The organism is Sphingomonas sp. GW821-FHT02B09 (assembly GCF_059421875.1).
Window position 1 is genome coordinate 39,758 of sequence record NZ_JBWKVV010000008.1, and the last position, 23,000, is coordinate 62,757.

Consider the following 23,000-nt stretch of genomic DNA (forward strand, 5'->3'; position numbering starts at 1 on the left):
GCCGGCTCACCGCCCGATCGAGGTATAGGCGAAGCCGAGCGCGGCGATCTCGGCGGGGCGGTAGACGTTGCGCAGGTCGACCAGCACCGGGGCCGCCATCGTCCGCTTCAGCCGCTCGAAGTCGAGCGCGCGGAACGCATCCCATTCGGTGACGATCACCACCGCGTCGCTGCCCGTCGCGGCGTCATAGGCGTCGCTGCAATAAGTGATGTCGGGCAGCGTCGCGCGTGCCGCGGCCATGCCTTCTGGATCGTAAGCGCGTACCGTCACGCCGGCATCGTGCAGCGCCTGGACGATCGCGATCGACGGCGCGTCGCGCATGTCGTCGGTGTTGGGTTTGAAGGTCAGGCCGAGCAGCGCGACCGTCTTGCCGCGCGGCGCATCGCCGAGCATCGCGATCACCTTGCGGCCCATCGCGCGCTTGCGGCTGTCGTTGACCTTGACCACCGCCTCGACGATCTGGATCGGGCTGTCGTGATCCTCGGCGGTCTTGAGCAGCGCGAGCGTGTCCTTGGGGAAGCACGAGCCGCCATAGCCGGGGCCGGCGTGCAGGAACTTCTTGCCGATGCGGTTGTCGAGGCCGATGCCGCGGCTGACGTCCTGGACGTCGGCGCCGACCGCCTCGCACAGATTGGCGATCTCGTTGATGAAGGTGATCTTGGTCGCGAGGAAGGCGTTTGCCGCATATTTGATCAGCTCGGACGTGCGCCGGCCGGTGAACAGGATCGGGCTCTCGTTGAGGTAGAGCGGGCGGTAGACCTCACGCATCACCTTGCGCGCGACCTCGTCGTCGGTGCCGATGACGATCCGGTCGGGGCGGGTGAAATCGCCGATCGCGGCGCCCTCGCGCAGGAATTCGGGGTTGGAGACGACCGCCACCGCGACGTCGGGGCGCTTCTCGCGCAGGATCGCCTCGACCTTGTCGCCGGTGCCGACGGGCACGGTCGATTTGGTCACGACGACGGTCGGCCCGGTCACCGCCGCGGCGATCTCCTCGGTCGCGGCGAAGACGTAGCTGAGGTCGGCATGGCCGTCGCCGTGTCGCGCCGGCGTGCCGACCGCGATGAAGATCGCATCGGCGCCCGCCACCGCCGCGGCAAGATCGGTGGTGAAGCGTAGCCGGCCGGCCGCGACGTTGGCGGCGACCAGCGCGTCGAGTCCGGGCTCGAAGATCGGCATCCGCCCTGCCTCGAGCGCGGCGATCTTGTCGGCCGCCTTGTCGACGCAGATCACATCATGACCGAAGTTGGACAGGCAGGCACCCGAGACGAGGCCGACATAGCCCGAACCGATCATGGTAATACGCATAGAGCCTCATCGTCTGGGGGACCGCCGCAGCAACGATGCGGTGTGCAACGATCTCTAACAAAAGGGGAAAGGTTAGAGAACGCGCGATTGCTGTCCTATTTTGGGCAGGGATCAGCGGATCAGGCGACGCATAGGCGGGATTTGGTCGAGGATCAAGACGCACAGCGCCGACGCCAGCACCGCGAGCAGCGCATTGCCGAGGCAGGCGGCGAGCGCCGCCTGGCCCAGCAGGCGCGCCGCGAGGTCGAGAAACAGCAGGTGCACGACATAGAGGCCGAGGCTGAGCCGCGCGAGCCGCGCGAACAGCGGCGACAGTCGGAAGCTCGACGGGATCGCCAGCGCGACGAGGAAGGCGGCGATGCCATAAGGGATCGTCATCAGCGTGTCGTCGGTGAAACGCGGGAAGGGGATGGTGCCGACCGCGACCAGCGCCGCGACCTCGGCTAGTTGCAGCAGCGCGGCGACGGCGAACACTGCCAGCGCAAGGCGGAGCGGAATATGACGGCCGCGATCGCGCAGCCACGCGCCTGCGGTGACGAACAGCAGGCCGAAGAAGGGGCCGTTGCGCGTGTTGAACGGCGGCTTCGGCAAATGGAGCAGCAGGCGCAACGGCCCGAAGGCGAACGCCAGCGCATAGAAGACGAGCGCCAGCGCGAGCACCGCGCCCCAGCCGAGCCGGCTGCGCACGACGGCGAACAGCACGCCGGCGACGCCTAACGCGGGCAGGAACCAGAGATGCTGGCCGTCGAGACCGGTGATCAGCAGCCGCACGATCATCGCCGGCGAGCGCAATTCGGCGAGCGAGCCCTGGAAATAGAGGATGTAGACCAGCGCCCAGACCAGGAAAGGCGGCGCGAGCCTGACGAGCAGGCGCAATGCGGTCCGCTCGGGCGAGCGTTGCGGCATGAAATAGCCGAAGGCGACGAAGAAGAAGGGCACTGCGAAGCGCGACAGCAATGCGATCACGTCGGCCGCGACCGGCGCGTCCTGGGCGCCGTTGGACACCGCGTGGATCAGCACCACCGCGACGAAGGCGACCAGCCGCATCAGGTCGATGCCGGCGAGGCGGATCGTGCCGTCTGGCGGCGTCACCGGGGAAGCGTCGATTGCCGTCGCGATGGCCGATCCCTTTCCGCTCAAGCCTCGCATCGACCGGCGGCCGGACCGGCCCGACACGGTGTCGGCACGATCTGGACGGGGAGATGCCAAGCACCGCCAACAGGTTGGCGGCAAAGGTTAGCATAACCCGGCGACGGACCGGCAAGCTTTTGCGAAAGGTGGCGCGATAAACGGCTAAGCGACTGGGATCGCCCCGGTAATTTTACCGGGCAGCGTCAGTCCTTGTAATAATTGCGATACGCGCGCCGCCTTCTGCGCCTCGACCGTCGGTTCAGCAAAACCACGATCAGACTTAATCCGACCAGCGCCGCGATTATGATGAGGGTAGGAACCGACATGCTCACGATTAATCAAAGGCTCCCTCGTGAACGCGTTGCCGCATCTAACAATGATGCGCTGCGATATGCAACGCCAAATCGCCTCGCACCGTGTTCAACAATGGGAAAGCATTGGACCCGATAACGGCCAATAGCGACACTTGACCAGGCCAGTTTTGGTAAATACAAAATAAACGCGAGGCGGGCATCAAGGTCGCCACGCCATTCAAACAGCATGAGCCGGTCGAGACCATTATAGCGCGATCGCGATCCGCGCCTTGAGCAATGCACGATCAATATTCGCGGTGACCGGCTATGGGCAGACCCGATCCGGGATTAATGCTCATGTACGGCACTGCGGCATTTCGAGGGATCATGGCCGTTTCGGATAGGGTCGGGCGACTTGGCGCGACGGGGTCGGGCAGCGTACACAATGTCCGTCGACCTCGATCGTCTTGGCGGTCATGCGAAACCCTGCGGCGCCGGCGGCAACGCTGATGATATTCGCCGCGGTATGGCCCCTGATCGGCGTGGATTGCCCGCACCTCTGGCAGACCAGGGTGATACGCGGCTGATATTGCTCGCCTTCTATCGCCCGATTGTCGGTCGGCTGGACGAGGTTGGCCTGCATCAGGATATCGAGGATGCGATAGACGCTCGCCGCGGCGGGTTCGGCGTTCACCTTGGTCGAGGCGGTGGCGAGCGCGAAGATCTGGTCGCGCGCATCGGCATGCGCCGCCTCCTGCGCAGGCGACACCATGGCGCCGTCGCCCGCCGCGGCACCGCCACGCCGACGGCGCAGCTTGGCGGCGATGCCGAGCACCATCGATTCACCGCCCTGCGGCCGGCCGGCGACCTGCCAGAGCAGCAGCACCGTCGCGCCGAACGCCAGTGCGCCGAGCGCGGCGAGCGCGGCGAGCGCCACCGTCAGCCACGGCCGCGACAGATCGGTCGGGAGCAGCTGCGCCACCGGGAAGACGATCGCCCCCATCACCAGGCAACCGAGGATCGGGCGCAGGATCGCCTTGAGCTGCGCCCAGACCGGCAGTTCGATGGCGTCGCGCGCGGCGCGCACCGCCATCCCGGCCAGCACCAGCGCGGCGGCCGCCCGCGCGGCCGCGATGCCCGGGATCAGGAAGAACCAGGCGCCGGCGATGACCAACGGCACCTTGACGAGGAAGTCGGTGAGCTGGCGGTTGAAGATCAGCGTCGAACGGCGCAGCGCCAGCGCCAGCGCGTTGAGCGGCGTCCACAACAGGCCGGGAATGCCGGCGAGCGCCAGCCATTGCAGGATCGGCGCGACCGTGTCCCATTTCGCGCCGAGCGCGAGGCTGACGACGGGATGGGCGAGCAGGGCGGTGCCGGCGAGGATCGGAAAGCCGAGCAGTGCGACCGCCGCGAAGGTCTTGAGATAGGCCTGGCGCAGCCGCTCGGGATCGTCGCGCACCGCGACCAGCCCCGCCGACAGCGGCCCGAGGATCGGCGTCAGCAGCACCTGCCCGGGGATCGACGCCAGACTGTCCGCCATGGTGAAGCGGCCGACCGTCGCGGTCGGCGCGAGCCGGCCGAGCACCAGCCGGTCCATCTGCCAGGCGAAGGCGGAGAACAATTGCGCGCCGCTCAGCCAGCTCAGGAAATTGCGGAACAGCCGCCAGTCCTTGAGCGAGAAAGTGGGACGATAGGGGGCGAGGACGAACGACATCAGCGACGCCGTTACCGGCGACAGGATGGTGCCGAGCGCCAGCGCCCAATAGCTGCCCGTCGCCACCGCGACGCCGATCGACACGCACAGCGAGACGACCTTGCCGAGCAATTCGGTGGCGACGGTCCGGCGGAAGTCGAGATCGCGATTGTACAGCGCCAGCCGCGGGTTGCTGATGCCGCGGAACGCCGGCGCCAGCGCCAGCGCGGCGATCAGCGGCAGCAATCGTGCGTCGCCATAGACCATCGCGAAGGGCCAGGCCGCCGCGCCGATCAGGATCGCGAGGACGACGCCGCGCAGCACGCTGAGCGTGAAGGCGGTGTCCATCATCGTCCGGGTGATGTCGCGCTCGACGAGCAGCACCTGCGACACCGGCAGTTCCATCACCGCCTCGACGATGAAGATCAGGCTCATCGCGATGCTGATCAGGCCGAAGTCGGCGGGCTGCAACAGCCGCGCCAGCACGATCAGCGCGACGAGATCGATCAGCCGCGACAGCAGGCGCCCGCCGACCGCGAGGATCGAGGCGAGCGCGGTACGATGCGAGGCGGTCGCCGCGACGGCGGTGGTGCGGGTGGCGGCGGCCGGGGCGGGGACGCCCGCCGATCCTAGCGCCACGTCAGGACCGCGCCGCAAGAGAAAGGGGCGTCCCGGGGACGGGGCGCACGGCCGCAACGAACGCCAATACTCTCTGCTCCGATGATGACATCGACGGACCGGGACCGACGTGATCCTGGACCGCAAGCCGCGCCGCAGCCGCTTAGCGCATTGATTAGCGGTTCCTTCATCGTCTGTCACCCGCATTGAACCATTGCTTTCGGCGCGTCGCTGGCCTGATATGGGGCCATAAGCACGATGCAGGTGCGCGCCGGACCGCGGCCGACGGGAGAGGAATGCAGACGACGGCCGAGCAACAGCACCGACCCGCCGCCTCTGGTATAGTTAACGCCTGTTGACCAAGAACAGATCGGCACGACACGTGCGCTGCAACAGCGCGATCGCAGTCCCGGCAGGGTCCAGACGCGCGGGATCGGCCATGAGTGTTATCGCCGCGGTCTTTCTGTTCATCACTGTTGCCACAACGGTTGCGAATAAGCTGGTACGGCCGGTGAACATCGTTCACACTGTCTTTACCTTTTTTGGCTTAGAGCTATATCCAGAAGATTAGGGTGCGATATGGCGATAACTGCTCAGATCATCAGTGACGACCGCAGCTCGGAACGGTTCCCGGTCGGGCTCAACGCGACGCTGCGCGACCAGGTGACGCGTCCCCACGACGTGATGATCGACGATCTGTCGCTGACCGGCTTCCGCCTGTCGGGCGGCCCGGCGATGGCGCTGGGCAGCGAGGCGTCGATCGGCTTCGCCGGCATCGGCGTGCATCAGGCGCGGGTGACGCGGCAGGACGGCGACGTCTACGGCTGCGAGTTCGTCACGCCGATCACGCAGGAGATGCTGACCCGCGCGCTCACCGCCGGCCCGGTCGCACCGATCGCCTTCCCGATCGCTGCGGGCCCGTCGCTGCTCGACCACGTTCCCGAACCTTATGTCGAACCCTATTCGGGCCGCACCAAGCTGGCGATCGCGACGGTCGCGGCCGCCGCTGGCTGGGCGGTCGCAGCCGGCCTGTATTTCGCGCTGACCTGAGCGTCGAGGGCGGGGGATAGTAAGCGCCGGCCGATCGTTTTCGCCCGACCGACGAGCCTTCGGCTTCAGGCCGCGGGCGATCGGCGCAGCAGGGTGATGATCATGTCGGCCGCGCTCAGTGCGATCAGCACCGGAATGCCGACGACCATGCTGGCGGTTTCGATCACATAGCCCTTCACGTCGCCTCTCCCACCCTCGCCGGTATCGTCCGGTCGCCGTCGCGCGATTGGGTCTCGCGCATGCGTGCGGCCCGCCGTCCCGATCGCGCATCGAATAGCACGGCGATGGCGAAGGTGGCCAGCAGCGAAAACAGTACCGACGTAAGATACGTCAAGTAACCGCCGCCCAAGCGGCTCCATGCGATCGCGAGAATATAGGTCAGCCAAACACTCCCAATATAGCAATACAGGGTCTGCCGGCCGACGCAGGCGAGGGCGCGCATCGGCGCCCATTCCGGCAGCCGGCGGCTGAGCGTCAGCAATCCGCAGTAGAACAGGATCACGACCGGTGCGTGGACGAGCCGCAAGGTGCCCAGATTACCCTTGGACGTCAGCAGCCAATAGCGGGGGATCGCCTCTTCGACGTGGAGCAGCTTGGCGACCGCGAAGGCGGCGGCAACAACGCCGACGACGACGGTGATCCATCTATGCGCCTCGAGCAGCCGGAACAGGGGGACATGAGCGCGCGCAGAGCCCAGAATCAACGGTATGAAGAACAGAAGCTGCCAGGCGGCTGGATTGAACTTCCACTCGACGAGCTTGGCGTCGAGGAGAAGGGTGGCGGTCGCGAGTTGCGAGAGCAGCCACAGCGTCACGGACAGCGCGGCCAAAGCGGCCGGCGAGCGACGATGGAGCCACAAGGCGGCGGGCGTGAGCAGCATGAAGATCACGTAGAGCTGCAGCACGTCGAGCAACGCCGGCGCCCTGAGCAGGGCGACGAACATCAGCAGCCCCGAGAGGGGGGCGTCGAACAGGAAGCCGGCGTCCCAGGCGACCGCCTCCCACCGCTGCATGAGCAGCAGGACGGGGGCGACCCCGACGAGCAGCAGCAGATTGTCGATGTAGAGGGTGCGGGCACGCGCCAGGACCGCATGCGCCGGCCGCGGTTTCCGCTGATACACCATCCCGACCATATAGCCGGACATGATCACGAAGATCGAAGCCGACGACGAATATCCGAGCGCGGTCGGCGTCGGAATGCCAAATCCCTTGAGGCCGTAGATCCGGAAAGCGACGGTGATGTGGTTGATGGCGATGATCAGCATCGCCGCGCCGCGTACGATATCGATACGCGTTTCGCGCGGGACGCCGTTCGCCTGCATGGTTATTGCCCCCCGATGATGGATGACCGCGCGACATCCATCCGCGGCTTTCGCATTATTGCATTTTAACGCACGGCTTCGCGATCGTCACCCATCAACGTCGACCGGTATGCCGCCGGTGTCCCGATCGGGGGCGGCACGGCCTTCCGTCACCGGCAGGCGTCCGGCCGGCGGCAGGCGACCGGTGTCCGCCAGCTCCCGGTCCGACGCCAGCACGCTGTCGGCCGCGACCAGCCGTTCGGCGCGCGCGACCTCCGCGGCGAAGTCGCGCAGGAAATTGGCGCGGGCGAAGCGGCTGGCGTTGGCGATCGCCGCCTCGGGATCGAAGCCGGGCAGCCAGGCGTCGAACCGCTCCATCGCCGCGATCAGCGACTCCGCGCTCTGTTCGTGGAAGTGGATGCCGGTCTCGCCGTCGATCACCGTCTCGGTGCCGCCACCGCGGCCGAAGACCACCACCGGGCGCCCGGCAGCCTGCGATTCGACCGGGATGATGCCGAAATCCTCCTCGGCGGTGAAGATCAGCGCGCGTGCCTGCGCATAGGCCGCGCGCAATTCGTCGAAGCGCATCCGCGTGGTGAAGCGGACGTTGGGGCCGGCGCGCGCCTTCAGCGTCTCGAGCATCGGCCCGTCGCCGATGACGTGCAGCTTGCGGCCGCTGCGGGTGAAGGCGTCGACCGCGATGTCGGGGCGCTTGTAGGGGACGAGCTGGCTGATCCAGACGCATTCGTCGCTGACCGCATCGCTGCGCTGGAAGATGTCGACGTCGACCGGCGGATAGACGACGCTCGCCTCCCGGCCCCAGAATTTGCCGATGCGCCGGCGCACGAACTGGCTGTTGGCCATGATGACGTCGGGCCGCGACGCGCTCATCCGGTCCCAGGCGCGCATCCGCGGCGCGACCAGCCGCAGGTAGAGGCCGGCGAGCTTGCCGCTCGCCTTGCGATAGGCGTGATATTGATCCCAGATGTAGCGCATCGGCGAGTGGCAATAAGTGACGTGGACCGCGTCGGGGCGGGTGATGACGCCCTTGGCCGGCCCGGCCTCGCAACTGATGACGAGGTCGTAGGCGCTGAGGTCGAGCGCCTCGAGCGCGGCGGGCATCAGCGGCAGGTATTTCTGATATTGCGTCTTCGCCAGCGGCAGCTTGCTGATGAAGGTGCTGAAGATGCGATGGCGCTTGAGCGTCTGCGACAGCGCATTCTCGTCGACGACATGGGTGAAGATGTCGGCGTCGGGATAGAGATCGCAGATCCGCTCGAGCACGCGCTCGCCGCCCCGCATCGTCACCAGCCAGTAATGGACGATCGCCACCTTGCGCGGGCGGGCCGGGATGCTCTCGCCGGGCGTGGGGTCTACGGTCATCGAATAGGGTCCTGTTGCAAAAGCAGCGCCATGCCGCGAACTTACTGGGGCAGCGGCAGATGGGAACGCGTGTCGCGGCGATCGGGAAAATAATTGCGCGGCGTCGCTTTGGCGGCCGGGGTCGGGGTCGCGGCGGGGGCCGGCTGGCCGGCGGTCGCGCCGCTGCCGCCGCCCGCGCCCGCGCCGCTGTCCGACGTGGTGCCGGTGACGGTCGGGCCGGGATAAGCGGGCAGCGCGAGCGGCACGCCGACGACCGCGCGCGTATCGACGTCGCTCGCCGGCAGCGTCGGATCGGGCAGCGTCGGCGCGAGCAGCGCCGGGTCGGTGGGCAGCGCCGCGGCCGCGGTGCGGAAGGCGGTGTAATCGTGGGGCTGGCCGGGCAGGCGGTAGAAGATATGGTGGCCGAGGATGCCGAGCTTGAGCAGCTCGGGCGCCCATTTCGGGAAGACGTAGAGCGTGTGGTAATGCGTCGCCTGTCCGGCCTCGGCCGAGGTCCAGCCGTCGAGCGCGGCGGTGGCGACACCCATCGCGACCTTGAAGCGCGCCGGATTGGGCGCCCGCGCGAGCGAACCGTCGCAGGTGAAGCTGAACTGGCAGCCCGTCGGCCGGTCGGACCCCTGGTTGACCACCTCGCAGATCGTCTTGGGATAGCGCGGATGGCGCAGCCGGTTGAGCACGACCTGCGCGACCGCGCGCTGGCCGCTCAGCGGCTCGCCGTTCGCCTCGTAATAGACCGCATTGGCGAGGCAGACGGTCTGGCGTTCGAGATCGGCGCCGAGCCAGGCGGCGACGAAGGGCGGCGCCAGCGGGTTGCTGGCATGGCTGAGCGGCAGCGCGAGATTGCGGGCGAGCGCATCCTGCGGCGACAGTTTGAGGATCGCGCTCGGCACGAAGGTGTCGAGCGGCAGCTCGTCCTCGGCCAGCGGCGCGGGGGCTTCGACCTTAGTGCGCGCCGGGCCGAAGGGAATGGCGTCGAGGAAGGTGCTGTCGTCGTCCATCGTCAGCAGCGCAGTCACTAGCCCGATGACAAGCAGCACCGCGGCGAGGCCCCAGAGCGTCGATCGTTGGGAATGGGAAAGCGACACGGGCGGTCCTCGGGCAATCGGGGCGGCCGCACCCTTATGCCGATCGTTCGGCGGGTGTCCTGCGCGGGATCGGATCGATCCCCGCCGCATCGTGTGTTTTCGGGACATTTGCAAGCTGGCAGAGGCGATTGCATTGGCTAGGGTCGTCGCGAACCGCCGGTTGGCCACGGCTCGGTCGGACAGGGGAGGGATATGAGCGTATTGCCCGATCGCGAGCGTGCCTCGCCCGCACCACCGACATCGGCGCCGCGTCCGCTCGGCTGGGCGGCGCCGGCGCTTGCCGGGCTGGTCGTCGTGCAGATCCTTGCGGGCGGCGCCAATCAGGGCCTCGCCAGCGCGATCGCCGCCTTCGCCGATGCCTTGCTTGCGATCGCGGTGATCGCGCTGTCGCCGGCCGCGTCGCGCTTCTGGCGGCTGGCGCGGCTGCCGCTCGCGCTGCTCGCCGTGGCGCTGGCGTGGGCGGCGCTGCCCGGTTTGCTGCCGCAAGGGCTGGGCAGCGCGCTCGGCGTGCCCGCCAATCCGGCCGCCGACCTGTTCGGCCTCGCGCTCGCCAAGGCGCTGGCGACGACGCTGCTGACCCTCGTCGCCGCGCTGCTCGCCTATCGCGCCGGCTCGGCGCGCGGCGTCATACGGGTGCTGACGCTGGTCGGGCTGGTCTATCTCGCCTGGGCGGCGGTCGATGCTATCGACTGGCTGTACGACAGCGCGCGCGCGTCGCGCTACAGCGGCACGATCGGCAATCCCAATGCCGCCGGCATCACCTTCGCGGCGCTCGCCCTGCTCGCCGGCGGACTGGCGCTCGCCCCCGACGAGGAAGCGATGCAGCTGCGCCTCGCCGCGCTGGCCGGGAGCGCGGTGGCGCTGGTGCTGTGCGCGCTGACCGGCAGCCGCAGCGCGGTGCTGCTCGCGATGCTGGGCGGCGTCCTGCTGCTGGTGCGGCGCTGGCGGCGCTGGCAGGACGGCCGGCCGCCGCTGCGACTGCTCGGTCCCGCGGCGCTGGCGCTGATCGTGCTGCTGGTGCTGGTCGCAGTGTTCACCCCGGTCGCCGACCGCTCGGCCTATCTACCCGAGGATGCCGGATCGCGCTGGGCGGTGATCGATCATTACACCGGCGTGGCCAACCAGAGCCCGCTGTGGGGCCATGGCCTCGGCAGCTTCTACGAGGTCAACCAGCGCACGCTGACCGCGGAGGTGGCGCCGCTCTACTGGAATTTCGGCGCCGCGCACAATGCGCCGGTGCAGCTCGCGATCGAGGCGGGCTGGCCGGGGCTAGCGCTGCTGCTGATCGCGCTGGCGGCGATCGCCTTCCAGATCGCGCGGGCGCGGCGCGACTGGTGGTCGGTCGCGCCGCTGTGCGCATTGCTCGCGATCGCCGGCAGCGCGATGGTCGACATCGCGCTCAACGTACCGGCGGTGGCGGCAGTGTTCGCGGTGCTGCTCGGCTCGGTATGGGGTGCGGCGCTGGCGAGCGGCGCGACGCGGCGGCCGGTGGCGCCGCGACGGCCCGTGACGGCGCGGAAGCGACCGCGGCGCGCGAAGGCCTCGACGACCTGACATCCATCCGTTGGTGCGAATATCCATCCGTTGGTGCTGAGCCTGTCGAAGCACCTTGGGACCTACCTGCCCTTCGACAGGCTCAGGGCGAACGGGCTGGGAGGCGGGTAAGCAGGCAGCCTCCCGTCGTCACGCCTCAAGGCTTGGGCTGCACCCGCAGCGCGAAGCGGACCGACATCGGCGAGCCGCCCATGATGTCGACCAGCCGGTCGTTGAAGCGGCCGTCGAGCGCCGCGAGCCACGCCGCCTCGGCGACCGCCGCCTCCTGCGTCGCGGCGGGCAGGTCGCGCCAGTAGCGTGCCGCATAGGCTGCGCGCCAGAAGCCCTCGGCGGTGAGGAAGGGTGCGGCGGCATAACTGGCGATGAAGGCCCGCAGGCTCGCCGGGGTCGGATGGTCGCCGGGGGCGATCGCGAGCTGGCTATGGAGCAGCAAGGTCGCCGCGGCGTCCGGCCGGCCGGCATCGGCAACCGCGAGCATCGCGCGCGCATGGGCGAGGCTGGCGCGATCCGAGCCGGGCGGCACCGCGGCGCCGGCCTGCCGCAACCACAAAGCGGCAAGCCCGATCGCGGCGCGTGGCGGCACGTCGGCGGGCCGCCAGCCCGCCGCCTCGGCGAGCAGCGCGGCGCGGACCGGTGGTTCGGCGTCGCGCGCCGCAGCGACTGCGGCGACGCGCCGTTCGCTGCCGATCGCCATGCCCGACAGGACGAGCGTCACCCCCGCAGCCGCCAGCCACGCCGGCCTCAGGCGGGAGCGGGTCACCGCTGCCTATTCGTTGTAATAAGAGGAGTAACGCGCCGAATAATAGAGGCCGCCCATCGCTTCCGAGCGGTGATCGACCATCGTCAGCACCGCGCCGAGCACCTCGCCCTGGCTCTGTTCGAGCCCGGCGAGCGCGGCATCCACCGCGGCGATCGGCGTCGTGTTCCACTTGATGACCAGCATCACCGCATCGGCGAGACCGACCAAAGTGCGGGCATCGGCGATGCCGAGCAGCGGCGGGGTGTCGAGGATGATGAAATCGTAGCGGCCGCGCGCCTCGGCGAGCATCGCTTCCATCCGCCCTCCGCCGAACAGATCGATCGGGGTGAACAGCGAGCCCTGGACGAGCAGCAGGTCGAGCCCGTCGACCTCGTCGGGGATCACCGCCTGCGCCATCGACGCACGGCCTTCGAGCACGTCGGCAAGACCGGTGTCGACCGAGCGGTTGAGCGCGCGCAACACGCCGGCACGGCGCACGTCGCAGTCGATCAGCAGCACGCGATCTCCGCTCAGCGCCATGATCCGCGCCAGCGACAGCGCGCTGGTCGTCTTGCCCTCGCCCGGCAACGTCGAGGCGAGCGCGATCACCTGGGTCGGCTGGCTCTGGTTGCGCGACACGATGAACGAGCGGATCGCGCGATAGGCCTCGGCATAGACCGTCATCGGCTTGGCGACGAGCGTCGTCGCCGGATTGGCGACGCGGCGCGACCGCAGCTTCCACGGCGTCGGCAGACGCGGCACCGAGGCGACGAACGGCAGGCCGAGCATCGTCTCGATGTCCTCGGGCTTGCGGATCGTCGAGCTCAGCCCCTCGAACAGCAGCACGCCGGCGAGACCGAAGACGAGGCCGATCAGCAGGCCGGCCGCGGCGAACGCCTTGACCTGCGGGAAGGTCGGCTTGGTCGGGATCGTCGCATTCTCGATGATGTTCGCCTGTGGCGTCGAGACGCGCTGCGCCTGCGTCGACTGCTGCGCCGCCTGCGCGAGGCGGGTGTAGGCGGTACGCTTGGCCTCGGCGTCGCGCTCGAGGCTGCCGGCCATCACCGATGCCTGATCGTCGCGGGCGACGCCGCGCTGGAGCGTGTTGAGGCGATTGCGCAGGCTGGCGGCGCGCGCTTCGGCGGACAGCGCCTGGCTGCGCAGGCCGCCGACGACGCGCTGCGCCTCCTGGCGGATCTGCGCGTCGAGCGATTCGATCTGCTGCGCGACCTGGATCGACAGCGGATAGCGCGGGCCGTAGCGCGAGCTGAGCTCGGCGCGACGCTTCTCCGCCTCGGTGCGCTGGCGGCGCAGGTCGGCGATGACCCCCGACGACAGCACCGCGGAGATCGCGTCGGTACCGCCGGTGGCATTCTGCCGTTCCGCCACCGACACCGCCGAGCGCGCCGCGGCGGCTTCGGATTCGGCGGTGGCGAGCTGCATCGACAAGGGCGCGATCTGCTGATCGGTGATCGTGCCGCCTTCGCCGCTCTGGCTGATGCCGCTCTGCGCGCGATAGGAGGCGAGGCGCGCATCGGCGGACTGCACCTCGGCGCCGAGCTCGCGCAGCCGGTTCTGGATCGACTGCGACTGTTTCGCCGCAGTGCCCATCAGATTGTCGGCGGTGCCGGCGACATAGGTGCTGGCATAGGTGTTGGCGATCCGCGCCGCCTTGGCGCCATCGATCGAGCGGATGCCGATGAGGACGAGATAGCTCTTGTCGTCGCGGTTGATCTTGAGGTGCTCGAGCACGCCGCTGGTCGCGCGTTCGATCGCGGTGTTGGCGGGGCCCTTGCCGGTGAATTCGGGATCGCGATCGAGGCCGAGCTGGGTGACGACCTTGCGCGCGGTGGCGCGCGAGCCGATCACCTGCACCTCGGTGTTGACCGCGGTCTGGTCGGCGGGCTGTTCGGTGCCGTTGCCGAAGTCGAGCGGCGAGGCGGCATTGGGGGTGATGCGCACCTTGGCGAACGCGTCATATTTCGGCGTCAGCATCAGCGCCGTGCCGAGCGCGGCCGCGAACACCACCAGCGCGGTGACGACCACGATGATCCAGCGGCGACGGATCGCTTCGCCGACCGATTTCAGGGTGACAGCGCGCCGTCCGACATGACGTGACTGGTCGAAGCGGCTTGCTTCATCTTGCTCGGCCAGCGTGGACATCTTGTTCATACGGTCGCTATTTTCCCTTGGGGGACGACAGCGTTAGCGCTGCAGGACGATTGATAACAGCGCACGGGTTTCGTCGAAAGCCTGTAATCCGACGTTGCCGCGGGCGGACCGGTTGTCGCGTCCGACCAGCAGGCCGAAACCGAAATTGCGGTTGAGCAGATAGCGGCCGCCGGCGCTGTAGCGGACGATCTTCGACCGGCCGTTCTGGTTGACGAAATCGTCCTGCTCATAGCCGACCTGCGCGTTGAGCAGCAGGTTGCGGAGCAGTTCGTGATCGACGCGCAGCGCGGCCGCGGTCGCGAAGAAGCCGCTGCTGGTGCCGAAATAGCTGTCCTGCACGGTGCGGCGGACGTTGAGCCCCACCGTGGTGAGCTGGGTCGGGAAATATTCGACCTTCGCTTCCGCCGCGATGCCCGAAATGTCGCGATAGATCGGCGAATCGTAGCGGCGGTTGACGTAGCCCACCCCGATGCCACCGCGGATCAGCGCCGACAGATCGAAGCTCGCGCCCCCGATCACGTTGAATTCCTTGGAATCGCGATTGGGGATGCCGGTGGTCAGCGGATATTTGTAGGTGGTGTCGGTATAGCCGCCCTGCACGAACAGCGAGGTGTCGGGCGACACCGCATATTCGCCGCGCGCGGTGGTGCGCAGCAGCACCTGGTCGCGGCCCTGCTGGCTGATCAGCCCGCCCGAGAAGGACCGGACGTCGGAGAAGTTGAACTGGTCGACGCTGACCGCGACCTGGCCGCGAATGCGCGCACCGGCGAAGGCGCTGCCGACGCTGGCGGTGGTCTGCTGGAACTGGATCGCCTCGGCGGCATCCTGCGGCGAGGCGGCGGACGAGCGCGGCTCGGTCGAGCGTGCGGTGCGCAGCAGGGTGTTGAAGGTCAGCGAGCGCGTCGCGTCGAGCCGGCCGCTGGCGTCGATATTGTAGTTGGTCTCGTTCCGCGGCGTCTCGCTGGCGAAGCGGCGCAGCCGCGCGCCGGCGTTGAAGTTCAGCTCGTTCGTCGACCAGTTGCTGTTCGCGGCGATCGACGGCGCAATCAGCGCATAGACGTCGCTCTGCTTGTTGTTGTCGACCTGATAGGCGTTGTCGCTGAAACCGGCACCGAGTTCCAGCTTCGGGTAGAGCAGGAACGAGCCCGCCCGCACGCCCTGCGCCTGATATTCCGGGCGCTCGCGCTGGAGGACGCTGGTGTTCTTGCCGCGATCAAAGTCGAGCGGCAAATTGGGCAGGACCAGATTGGAATCGGTCGACTGCGCCTGCGCCACGCCGGCAGCGAATGGCATCGTCAGCATGCCCGCCAGGGCAACAAAGGGCAGCCGCATCGAAATACCTGTCATCAAAGTCATCAATTAAAACGAGGCGTAATTGGAGCTGCCACCGCCGATCCCGACGGCGGGACCCTGGGCAAGCGTCGCGCCCGGGCCGCCGACCGCGGCGGTGCCGTAGCGGTCGCAGCGCGAGGCGTTGGTGAGCACGTCACGCAGCGCCTCGACGGTCGGCTTGGGGCTGCGCGGCACGTCGAGCGCCTCGTGCAGCGCGGCGACGACGACCGGGCAATTGGCCTGGCTCTGATCGACCGTATAAGCGATCTGCGCTTCGAGCTGGTCGCGGCCCGCCGGGGCGGGAACGCCGGCGATCGTCCGCATGATCTCGGTATAGAGCGCGATGACGTTGGGATCGTCGCGCGACACCATCGGCGACAGCGGCGTCACCGGGATCTGCGCGTCACCACTGGCACCGACGAAAGACAGCGTCGCCGCCATGCCGAACAAAACCAATCGCATAGCTGAACCCCTTAGTTGACAAGTCTGTGTCACATAACGCCGCAATCGGCAATCACGTGGCATGGCCCGGCCAACATTCCGTCCGATTTCGGGACAATAATGGCCCTAATCACACGGTTTCGACGTGGGTCCGGCGACGGAAAGGGGGCCGTCGCCGGGCCGGTTGCTAGAACAGACGCTCGCGAATGCGGATCGTGTCGCCGGGACGGACGCGCAGATCGGGCGACAGCGGCACCGTCTCCTCGGTCGCCTCGCCGGCGTGCTTGACCACCACCGACTTCTTGCTGGCGCGATAGGTGAAGCCCTCTGCGGTGGCGACCGCGTTGAGCACGGTGAGCCCCGAGGAATAGGGATATTCGCCCGGCTTGTTGACCTCGCCGAGGATATAATAGGGCCGGAAGGTCAGCACGTCGATGCTGACCCGCGGCTCGCGCAGATAGCCGTCGGCGAGCTTGCGCTGGATGGTCGCGGCGAGCGCGGTCGTGGTGACGCCGGCGGCATCGACGTCGCCGATCAGCGGCAGCGACAGCTTGCCGTTGGCGTTGACCAGGAATTCCCCCGACAGCGACGGTTCGTCGAAGATCAGGATGCGGATCTTGTCGGCGACGCCGAGCCGGTAATCGTCGGTCGACGCGGTGACGCCCGCCGGACCGGCCTGCGCCGAGGCGGTGACGCCGCCCGCGGCGGTGGCGGCAGGGCGCGCCGGCGCGCTGGCGGTGGTCGGCGCGGTCTGGCCGGAGGCGAGGGCAGGGCCGCAACCCGCCAGGCCGATCGCCGCGATCAGGGTCATCAGGATTTTCATTCGCCGGACTTCCCCATTTGCCACTCTATCTTCCGAACGACCGCCGCAGCCGCGGTCTCAATCGGTTAAGGCTAGCGCAGGTCGCGATTATTGTCACCTGTCGGACACGCCCCGCAACGCGCCCTTTTCTGGGACGGCACAGGAATTTTCCTTAACCTTCCCGCGGTACATTACATGACGAGATGATCACCGCGCCCTCCTCGACCGGCCGTATCGCGGCCCTCCTCGCCGCGGCGCTGGCCGTGCTGTCCGCCACCCCGGCGAGCGCGAGCCGGCCCGACCTGTTCATCGCGCTCGCCCAGCCGATCACCCCGCCACGCGGCTTTGCGGTGATGTGCGAGACGCGCCCCGATCTGTGCAGCAACCAGCCCTGGACGGGCGAGACCGAGATCACCGACGACCTGCGCCTGCTCGATCAGGTCAACCGCACCGTCAACCGTCATGTCCGCCAAGAGAGCGATCTGCGCGCCTACGGCCGTGCGGAGGTGTGGACGCCGTCGGGTCGCGGCCGCCGCGCGGTCGGCGATTGCGAGGATATCGCGCTGGAGAAGCGGCTGGAGCTGATCAAGGCCGGCTTCCCGCCCGACAATCTGTTCCTCGCCGTCGGCTATGCGCGGCGCATCGGCCTCCATGTCGTGCTGGTCGCGCGCACCGGCTCGGGCGATCTGGTGCTCGACAGCCGCGCCGCGGGTATCCGGATGTGGCGCGACGTGCCCTATAGCTGGATCGGCGCGCAGTCGGGGCAGGACCCGGCGCGCTGGTTCGGCATCCAGCGCAGCTCCTGACGGAACTTACCCATTGCTCGGCGATTGACCCCCTTCGGCTTTCAAGCCGTTCGATAACAGGGGTAATTTCGATGAAGAAGATGGTGGTTCTCGCCATGGCGGCCGGTCTGGCCAGCCTGTCGGCCTGCAATTCCAGCCCGCGCGAGCAGGTTGCCGACAATATCGAGGCGAACAGCGAAGCGGTTGCCGACAATCTGGAAGACGCCGCGGACAATGCGAGCACCAGCGCAGCCGAAGCCAGCCTCGAGAACAAGGCGGACGCGGTGCGGGCGACCGGCCAGAATCAGGCCGATGACATGCGCACCAACGACCCCGACACCAATCTGTCGAACGGTATCTGACGGCCGGCGAAGTTCCGGGTCAGGCCGGGCTGTTCCCAAGCACAGCTCCGGACTGGGGGGCGTCCGGTCAACCGGGCGCCCTTTTTCGTTGCGGTAGACCGGCAACAGCCTGACCCCGGCCGCCGCGTACGACGGACGGGGCCGGACGTCACAGCTTAGTTGCTGTCGGAATCATTGTCTTCCTTGTCGCTGATCAGCACCGCGGCGCCGATCGCGATACCGGCGACGATCACCGCTGCGGCGATCGGACCGATGCCGGCACCGGCGAGCTTGCTCGACTTGCCTGCGGGCGTGCCGGCACGATGCGCGGACGACAGCGACAGCGCGCTTGCGGCATTGGCCGGCGCGGCGACGGTCGGCGCGGCGCTGGCAGCGATCGGGCTGGCGACGAGGGCGAGCGTCGAGGCGCCCAGCATGACGGATTTAAGCATAGAGATACTCCCGGTTGCGATTGTCGGCGAACATCGCCGCCCGACCGAACGCGTCAGGACGCGAGCCTCTACCATCCAAGCCACGGATTCTTTTGCACTGCGGTGGAACCGGGGCGGGGCGTGAGCGCGATATCGCCCGGCACCGCGGCCGCTAGCCGAGCGGCGGACTGACGATGCGCGGGCGGCCGTCACGCGCCTGAACGAGCCATTGCGCGCCGCCTTCCAAGCCGAGCGCGGTGAGGCAGCCGGTCTCGTGCGCGCCGGTGTCGATGCCGATGCGGTTGCCGCCGAGCCGCGGCATGCCGGGCTCGACGGTATGGCCGTGGACGACCACTTTCTCGTGTCGGCGCTTGCTCGAAAGGAAAGGTTCGCGGATCCACAACAAATCGTCGGGATCCTGCCGGGTCAGCCGTACCCGCGGCCGGATGCCGGCATGGGTGAAGAAATAATCACCCAGGCTCCACGAATGCGGCAGCCGGTCGAGCCAGTCGACGATCGCGCCGTCGAGCGCGCCACGCAGCAGCGCCAGCGTGCGGGCGCTGTCGAACGGCCGCCCGCCGACCGGCACGCCCAGCCCCTCCAGCGTCGGGCGCCCGCCGAACTGCAGCCAGAAGGCGAGTGCCTCCTCGTCGCCGCGATAGACGTCGACCAGCGCCGCCTCGTGATTGCCCTTCAGCACCTTCACGTCTTCGGCATCGGCGTCGGCGAGCGAGAAGACCTTGAGCAACGTCGCCGAATCCTTGCCGCGATCGATGAAGTCGCCGAGGAACACCAACGTCACCGCAGCCGGCGGGCGGGCGTGGGAGTCGACCCGGATCGCCTCAAGCAGGCGGATCAGCAGATCCGCCTCGCCGTGGATGTCGCCGATCGCATAGACGCGCCGGCCCGGCGGCAGGCACGGTTCGGTCGCGGGGCGGCGGCTTCGGAATACCATTGGGACAACCAGACATGCCGCGGGCGGACCAACGGGAAGCGGGATCGGGCGGGACGGGGTGAAACGGCGAGCGGCTCCAACCATCATATCCGCCAAGCGGCAACCGATATTTAACTCGGCGCCGCTAAGAACTTGAGAATAATCTCAAGTTGGATCGTCATGCTGAACTTCCGAATGACTCTTGCGACGTGCGGCGCGCTGCTGCTCGGTGGCTGCGGAGGAGGCGGCGGAGGTGCTGCCGGCGAAAGCGCGGCCGGTTCGTCCGGCGCCGTCGTCGTCGTTCCCGCCGCGACCCCCACGGCAACGCCGACGCCCACTGCGACCCCGACCGCGACCCCCACTCCGACCCCGGTCGCGACCACGCCGAGCGCGATGATCCTTGGCGCCGCCACCGCGTTCGGCCAGCAGACCTGGGACTTTTCGATCCTGCAGACCGCCAGGTCGCTCGGCACGGCCGCCGTACGCGACGGCGTCGCCTGGACCGAGATCGAGAAGTCGCCCGGCGTCTATCAGTTCAACTCGGCCAAGGTGAGCTGGATCAACAACGTCAGCGACAGCGGCTTCCCGGTCACCTTGCTGTTCGACAACACCAATCCGCTCTACGACGGCGGCCTGACGCCCTATACCGACGCCGGCCGCGCCGCTTACGCCAAGATGATCGTCGCGACGCTCGACCATTTCCCCAAGGTCAAGACGATCGAGGTCGGCAACGAATACAACGCCTTCAACTTCGTCACCGGTCCGGTGCTCAACGACGGCTATCCGGCGCGCCAGAAATATTATTACGAGACGCTGAAGGCGGTCTATACCGCGGTCAAGGCGACGCATGCCGACGTCAAGGTGCTCGGCGGTGCGGCGCTCGCCATCCCGGTCGGCTATTTCAAGCCGCTGTTCGCGATGGGCGGGCTCAATTACATGGATGGCATCGTCGTCCATCCCTATACGACCGATGCCGAACAGCTCGAAAAGCAGCTCACCGTCCTCAAGTCGGCGATGGGCGCCAATGCCAAGCCGATCCACGTCACCGAATTCGCCAAGGAGCTCGACAGCGTCGTCGACACCGCCGACTATCTGGTCAAGAGCGTCGCGGTGATGGCGACCGCGGGCGTCGCGGAGGCCGACTGGTACGCGCTGCGCCAGCAGGGCGGCCCCAACAACATCTGGTACAAGAACGTCGCGCTCGCCTCCTTCTCGGGCGCGGTGCTGCCGCCGGGGCAGGGCTATAAGGTCATGGCGACGCAGGTCCTCGCCAGGGGCGCAGGCCGGCGGATCGCCACCGATCCCTTCGTCTATGCCTATCAGTTCGGCCAGAATGCGATGGTCGTCTGGGGCGATCCGCGCAGCCTGACGGTCAAGGCCAGCGCGAAATTCTACAATTCGCAGGGCATCGAGATCGCCCAGCCGACGACGATCGACGCCAAGTCGCCGACGATCATCGTCAGCGACAGTCCGTTGGTCTATGGCGACACCGTCGTGCTCGGCTCCAGCCAGCTCGTCGCCGACAGCTACGACCAGTTCGACTTCACCAATTCGCTCGACGGCTCGACCAAGTTCGAGGGGCCATGGACCTATTTCGCTTATGGCGTGCGGTCACAGGCCTATACTTTGGCCTATACGCAGGGCGGGGGCGAGGTCGCGAGTTCGGACTGGATGCCCTATATCGGCATCGACTGGCTGCGCCCGTTCAACATCAACGCCAATACGGTGAGCCCGGTCGACTATAACACCGGCGGGTCGCCCGACGCCTATAAGGCGATCCTGCGCTACACCTCGCCCTATGACGGCAAGTTCGACATCAGCGGGGTGTGGGACGTCAACGCCAACTCGGCGGACGGCATCGACGTGCAGGTCGTGGTCAATTCGCAGACCGTGCTGGCGACGATCTTCAACGGCCATTACGACATGAGCCTCAAGGGGATCAGCCTCAAGCAGGGCGACGTCATCACCTTCGTCGTCGGGCCAAACAAGAATGCCGCCGGCACCGACACGACCAACTACCGGATCAAGATGTACCGCGCGTCCTGATCGCGGCGCATCGCGCCAACGTCCCGGGGAACGGGTCGCCGGCACCCCGCCGGCGGCCCGTTCGTCCGTTACCAGGCGAGACGCAGCGACAGCGCGCCGTTGATCGCCACAAATGGGTCGGGGGATCGCACTCGATCCCCTCGCAAGCGATCGCGGTACGACCTAGCAAGATTGGCCGTTGTACGTGCCTTCCGGCGCTGGACTGGGCGCCGGCGGTGGACGGCTGTGCCTATCGGTCCGGTCATCGCCAGCAGGGTAGGCCACTAGCGCCCCTGCGATCAGATGGCGGCGGGCGCGGCCGTGGTGTTCGATGGCGAGGCGAGTGCGCGATCGACGTCGTCGGCCGCCGCATCGCCGTCGTCGCCGTCCTGCTCGTGGCGGCGCCGCACGCTCGCCTTGAGATCGCGGGCCAGCGCGCGCGCATCGCGGGCGAAGGCGGCGTCGGGATCCTCGCCGACGGTGACCGCGACGCTGGTCACATCGCTCACCCTGGTGACGGCGCTGGTCAGGTCGGCGGCCTCGGTGTCGCGCTGCGCGGTCGCGGCCTGGATCACGGCGGCATGCTGCACGTCGCCACGGGTGGCGGCGACCGCGGCCGCCGCGACCAGCACCGCCGGATCGGTCGGGCTGACCGCCTTCGGCGGGGCGGTGTCCTTGACCGGATCGATGTCGATCGCGCTAAGATCGATCGGCATGCCGCCGACGCTGATGAACGCCTGCACCGAGGCGGCCAGTTCGCGCGCGATCTGCGCCACCGCCTGTCCGTGCCGGGCGGGATCGCCGGTGTGCATCATCTCGACCAGATGCAGCTGCGCCTTGAGGTCCTGCAGCTTCTTGCTGGCATGCGCGCGCGCGATCTCCGCGTTGCGCTTCACCGCGCGCAGCGTTTCTAGCGTCTCGCTCGCGCCCGACACCTTGTGCGCATCCGGGCGATGCACGGGATGGGGCTGTTGCGGATCGATGCGGTTGGGATCGGGGGCGCCGACATCCACCGTGCCGTCGCTTGCCGACACGTCCTGGACCGGCGCGATGCCGAACTGCTGCGGATCGGCGGAAACCGCCGGCGAGGCGCTGCCTATCTTCATGCGTCCATCATAGGATGGAATCCGGAACCGCGGAACCGCGACAGGCGCCGGCGCGCCCGACGGCACGCCGGACCGCGGCATGGCCTGCCCGGCCACGCCGCGGCGTCAGATCAGAATACGGTCGCGATGATGCCCGCCCAGAGCGCGGCGGCGATCGGCAGCGCGATTAGGATGCCATGCGCCCCAAAGGGGTGACGCTCGGCTTCGGGGTAATTGAAAATACGCATCAGAACCTCTCCCAGCGTTTTCGCCTTAGGAGGTTAACGTACCAATTTGGGAAAGAGGTTCAAGGGGTAGACGGATCTTTTGTTTTTTTGGCATGGGTCACCCGCACCGCATTGCAGCGACAACATCTCGAAATCGTCGTCCCGACCCTCGCCGTGGCAGGCTTGTGCTGCCATCGGTGGATGCCGTGCCGGCAGAGAAATCTCAGCACGCAAACGCCTCACCTTGCTTGGGCTATCCTTATCCAAACAC

General features: G+C 67.8%; 19 protein-coding genes. 5 read left to right on the forward strand and 14 right to left on the reverse strand.

The window, feature by feature from the left end; translation table 11 throughout:
* Positions 1 to 6 precede the first annotated feature (6 nt).
* The 3 genes from AC07U4_RS21120 to AC07U4_RS21130 all read right to left on the reverse strand — a co-directional run bounded on the left by AC07U4_RS21120 (position 7) and on the right by AC07U4_RS21130 (position 5,064).
* Positions 7 to 1,308 carry a UDP-glucose dehydrogenase family protein gene (locus AC07U4_RS21120; protein ID WP_137897794.1) on the reverse strand — a complete coding sequence of 434 codons (1,302 nt, stop codon included), beginning with the start codon at positions 1,306 to 1,308 and terminating at the stop codon, positions 7 to 9.
* A 111-nt stretch (positions 1,309 to 1,419) separates the two neighbouring features.
* Entirely contained in the window at positions 1,420 to 2,448 is a 1,029-nt protein-coding gene (locus AC07U4_RS21125; RefSeq protein ID WP_495196941.1) for an acyltransferase family protein, read from the reverse strand.
* A gap of 669 nt (positions 2,449 to 3,117) precedes the next feature.
* The gene (locus AC07U4_RS21130; RefSeq protein WP_495196942.1) at positions 3,118 to 5,064 is read right to left on the reverse strand and encodes an oligosaccharide flippase family protein; all 1,947 of its coding nucleotides are present in this window, start codon (positions 5,062 to 5,064) and stop codon (positions 3,118 to 3,120) included.
* Between the two features lie 558 nt (positions 5,065 to 5,622).
* On the opposite strand from AC07U4_RS21130, the gene AC07U4_RS21135 reads away from it, so the two are divergent.
* Positions 5,623 to 6,093 carry a PilZ domain-containing protein gene (locus AC07U4_RS21135; RefSeq protein ID WP_495196943.1) on the forward strand — a complete coding sequence of 157 codons (471 nt, stop codon included), beginning with the start codon at positions 5,623 to 5,625 and terminating at the stop codon, positions 6,091 to 6,093.
* A 175-nt stretch (positions 6,094 to 6,268) separates the two neighbouring features.
* Here the strand turns inward: AC07U4_RS21135 and opgC are convergent, their stop codons facing one another.
* From opgC to AC07U4_RS21150, 3 genes are all read right to left on the reverse strand, one after another.
* Complete coding sequence (gene opgC, locus AC07U4_RS21140; RefSeq protein ID WP_495196944.1) at positions 6,269 to 7,414, reverse strand: OpgC domain-containing protein; 1,146 nt, start codon at positions 7,412 to 7,414, stop codon at positions 6,269 to 6,271.
* Positions 7,415 to 7,501: 87 nt separating this feature from the next.
* The gene (locus tag AC07U4_RS21145) at positions 7,502 to 8,776 is read right to left on the reverse strand and encodes a glycosyltransferase (RefSeq protein WP_495196945.1); all 1,275 of its coding nucleotides are present in this window, start codon (positions 8,774 to 8,776) and stop codon (positions 7,502 to 7,504) included.
* A 41-nt stretch (positions 8,777 to 8,817) separates the two neighbouring features.
* The gene (locus tag AC07U4_RS21150; protein WP_495196946.1) at positions 8,818 to 9,861 is read right to left on the reverse strand and encodes a cell wall hydrolase; all 1,044 of its coding nucleotides are present in this window, start codon (positions 9,859 to 9,861) and stop codon (positions 8,818 to 8,820) included.
* A 192-nt stretch (positions 9,862 to 10,053) separates the two neighbouring features.
* Between AC07U4_RS21150 and AC07U4_RS21155 the strand changes: the two genes are divergently transcribed.
* A complete protein-coding gene (locus tag AC07U4_RS21155) occupies positions 10,054 to 11,415 on the forward strand; it encodes an O-antigen ligase family protein (RefSeq protein ID WP_495196947.1) in 1,362 nt (453 codons plus the stop codon).
* Between the two features lie 136 nt (positions 11,416 to 11,551).
* On the opposite strand, the gene AC07U4_RS21160 is transcribed toward AC07U4_RS21155, so the two are convergent.
* The 5 genes from AC07U4_RS21160 to AC07U4_RS21180 all read right to left on the reverse strand — a co-directional run bounded on the left by AC07U4_RS21160 (position 11,552) and on the right by AC07U4_RS21180 (position 16,910).
* Complete coding sequence (locus tag AC07U4_RS21160; RefSeq protein ID WP_495196948.1) at positions 11,552 to 12,175, reverse strand: hypothetical protein; 624 nt, start codon at positions 12,173 to 12,175, stop codon at positions 11,552 to 11,554.
* Positions 12,176 to 12,181: 6 nt separating this feature from the next.
* A complete protein-coding gene (locus AC07U4_RS21165; protein ID WP_495196949.1) occupies positions 12,182 to 14,326 on the reverse strand; it encodes a GumC family protein in 2,145 nt (714 codons plus the stop codon).
* A 33-nt stretch (positions 14,327 to 14,359) separates the two neighbouring features.
* The gene (locus AC07U4_RS21170; protein WP_495196950.1) at positions 14,360 to 15,673 is read right to left on the reverse strand and encodes an outer membrane beta-barrel protein; all 1,314 of its coding nucleotides are present in this window, start codon (positions 15,671 to 15,673) and stop codon (positions 14,360 to 14,362) included.
* Positions 15,674 to 15,685: 12 nt separating this feature from the next.
* Positions 15,686 to 16,120 carry a hypothetical protein gene (locus AC07U4_RS21175; protein WP_156143938.1) on the reverse strand — a complete coding sequence of 145 codons (435 nt, stop codon included), beginning with the start codon at positions 16,118 to 16,120 and terminating at the stop codon, positions 15,686 to 15,688.
* Between the two features lie 166 nt (positions 16,121 to 16,286).
* Positions 16,287 to 16,910 (reverse strand): polysaccharide biosynthesis/export family protein, encoded by a 624-nt coding sequence (locus tag AC07U4_RS21180; RefSeq protein ID WP_245640930.1) that lies wholly within the window; start codon positions 16,908 to 16,910, stop codon positions 16,287 to 16,289.
* Between the two features lie 194 nt (positions 16,911 to 17,104).
* On the opposite strand from AC07U4_RS21180, the gene AC07U4_RS21185 reads away from it, so the two are divergent.
* Entirely contained in the window at positions 17,105 to 17,707 is a 603-nt protein-coding gene (locus AC07U4_RS21185; protein ID WP_052075863.1) for a transglutaminase-like cysteine peptidase, read from the forward strand.
* 71 nt (positions 17,708 to 17,778) lie between these two features.
* Positions 17,779 to 18,048, forward strand: coding sequence for a hypothetical protein (locus tag AC07U4_RS21190; protein ID WP_041394085.1), 270 nt, complete (start codon positions 17,779 to 17,781; stop codon positions 18,046 to 18,048).
* A 155-nt stretch (positions 18,049 to 18,203) separates the two neighbouring features.
* Here AC07U4_RS21190 and AC07U4_RS21195 read toward each other — a convergent pair whose 3' ends face one another.
* Both AC07U4_RS21195 and AC07U4_RS21200 read right to left on the reverse strand, forming a co-directional pair.
* Complete coding sequence (locus AC07U4_RS21195) at positions 18,204 to 18,479, reverse strand: hypothetical protein (RefSeq protein WP_495196951.1); 276 nt, start codon at positions 18,477 to 18,479, stop codon at positions 18,204 to 18,206.
* A gap of 151 nt (positions 18,480 to 18,630) precedes the next feature.
* Positions 18,631 to 19,413: a metallophosphoesterase family protein gene (locus tag AC07U4_RS21200; RefSeq protein WP_495196952.1), complete on the reverse strand. Its 783-nt coding sequence runs from the start codon at positions 19,411 to 19,413 to the stop codon at positions 18,631 to 18,633.
* A gap of 174 nt (positions 19,414 to 19,587) precedes the next feature.
* On the opposite strand from AC07U4_RS21200, the gene AC07U4_RS21205 reads away from it, so the two are divergent.
* Entirely contained in the window at positions 19,588 to 21,438 is a 1,851-nt protein-coding gene (locus AC07U4_RS21205) for a hypothetical protein (protein ID WP_495196953.1), read from the forward strand.
* Between the two features lie 278 nt (positions 21,439 to 21,716).
* On the opposite strand, the gene AC07U4_RS21210 is transcribed toward AC07U4_RS21205, so the two are convergent.
* Positions 21,717 to 22,523: a hypothetical protein gene (locus tag AC07U4_RS21210; protein WP_495196954.1), complete on the reverse strand. Its 807-nt coding sequence runs from the start codon at positions 22,521 to 22,523 to the stop codon at positions 21,717 to 21,719.
* Between the last annotated feature and the right edge of the window lie 477 nt (positions 22,524 to 23,000).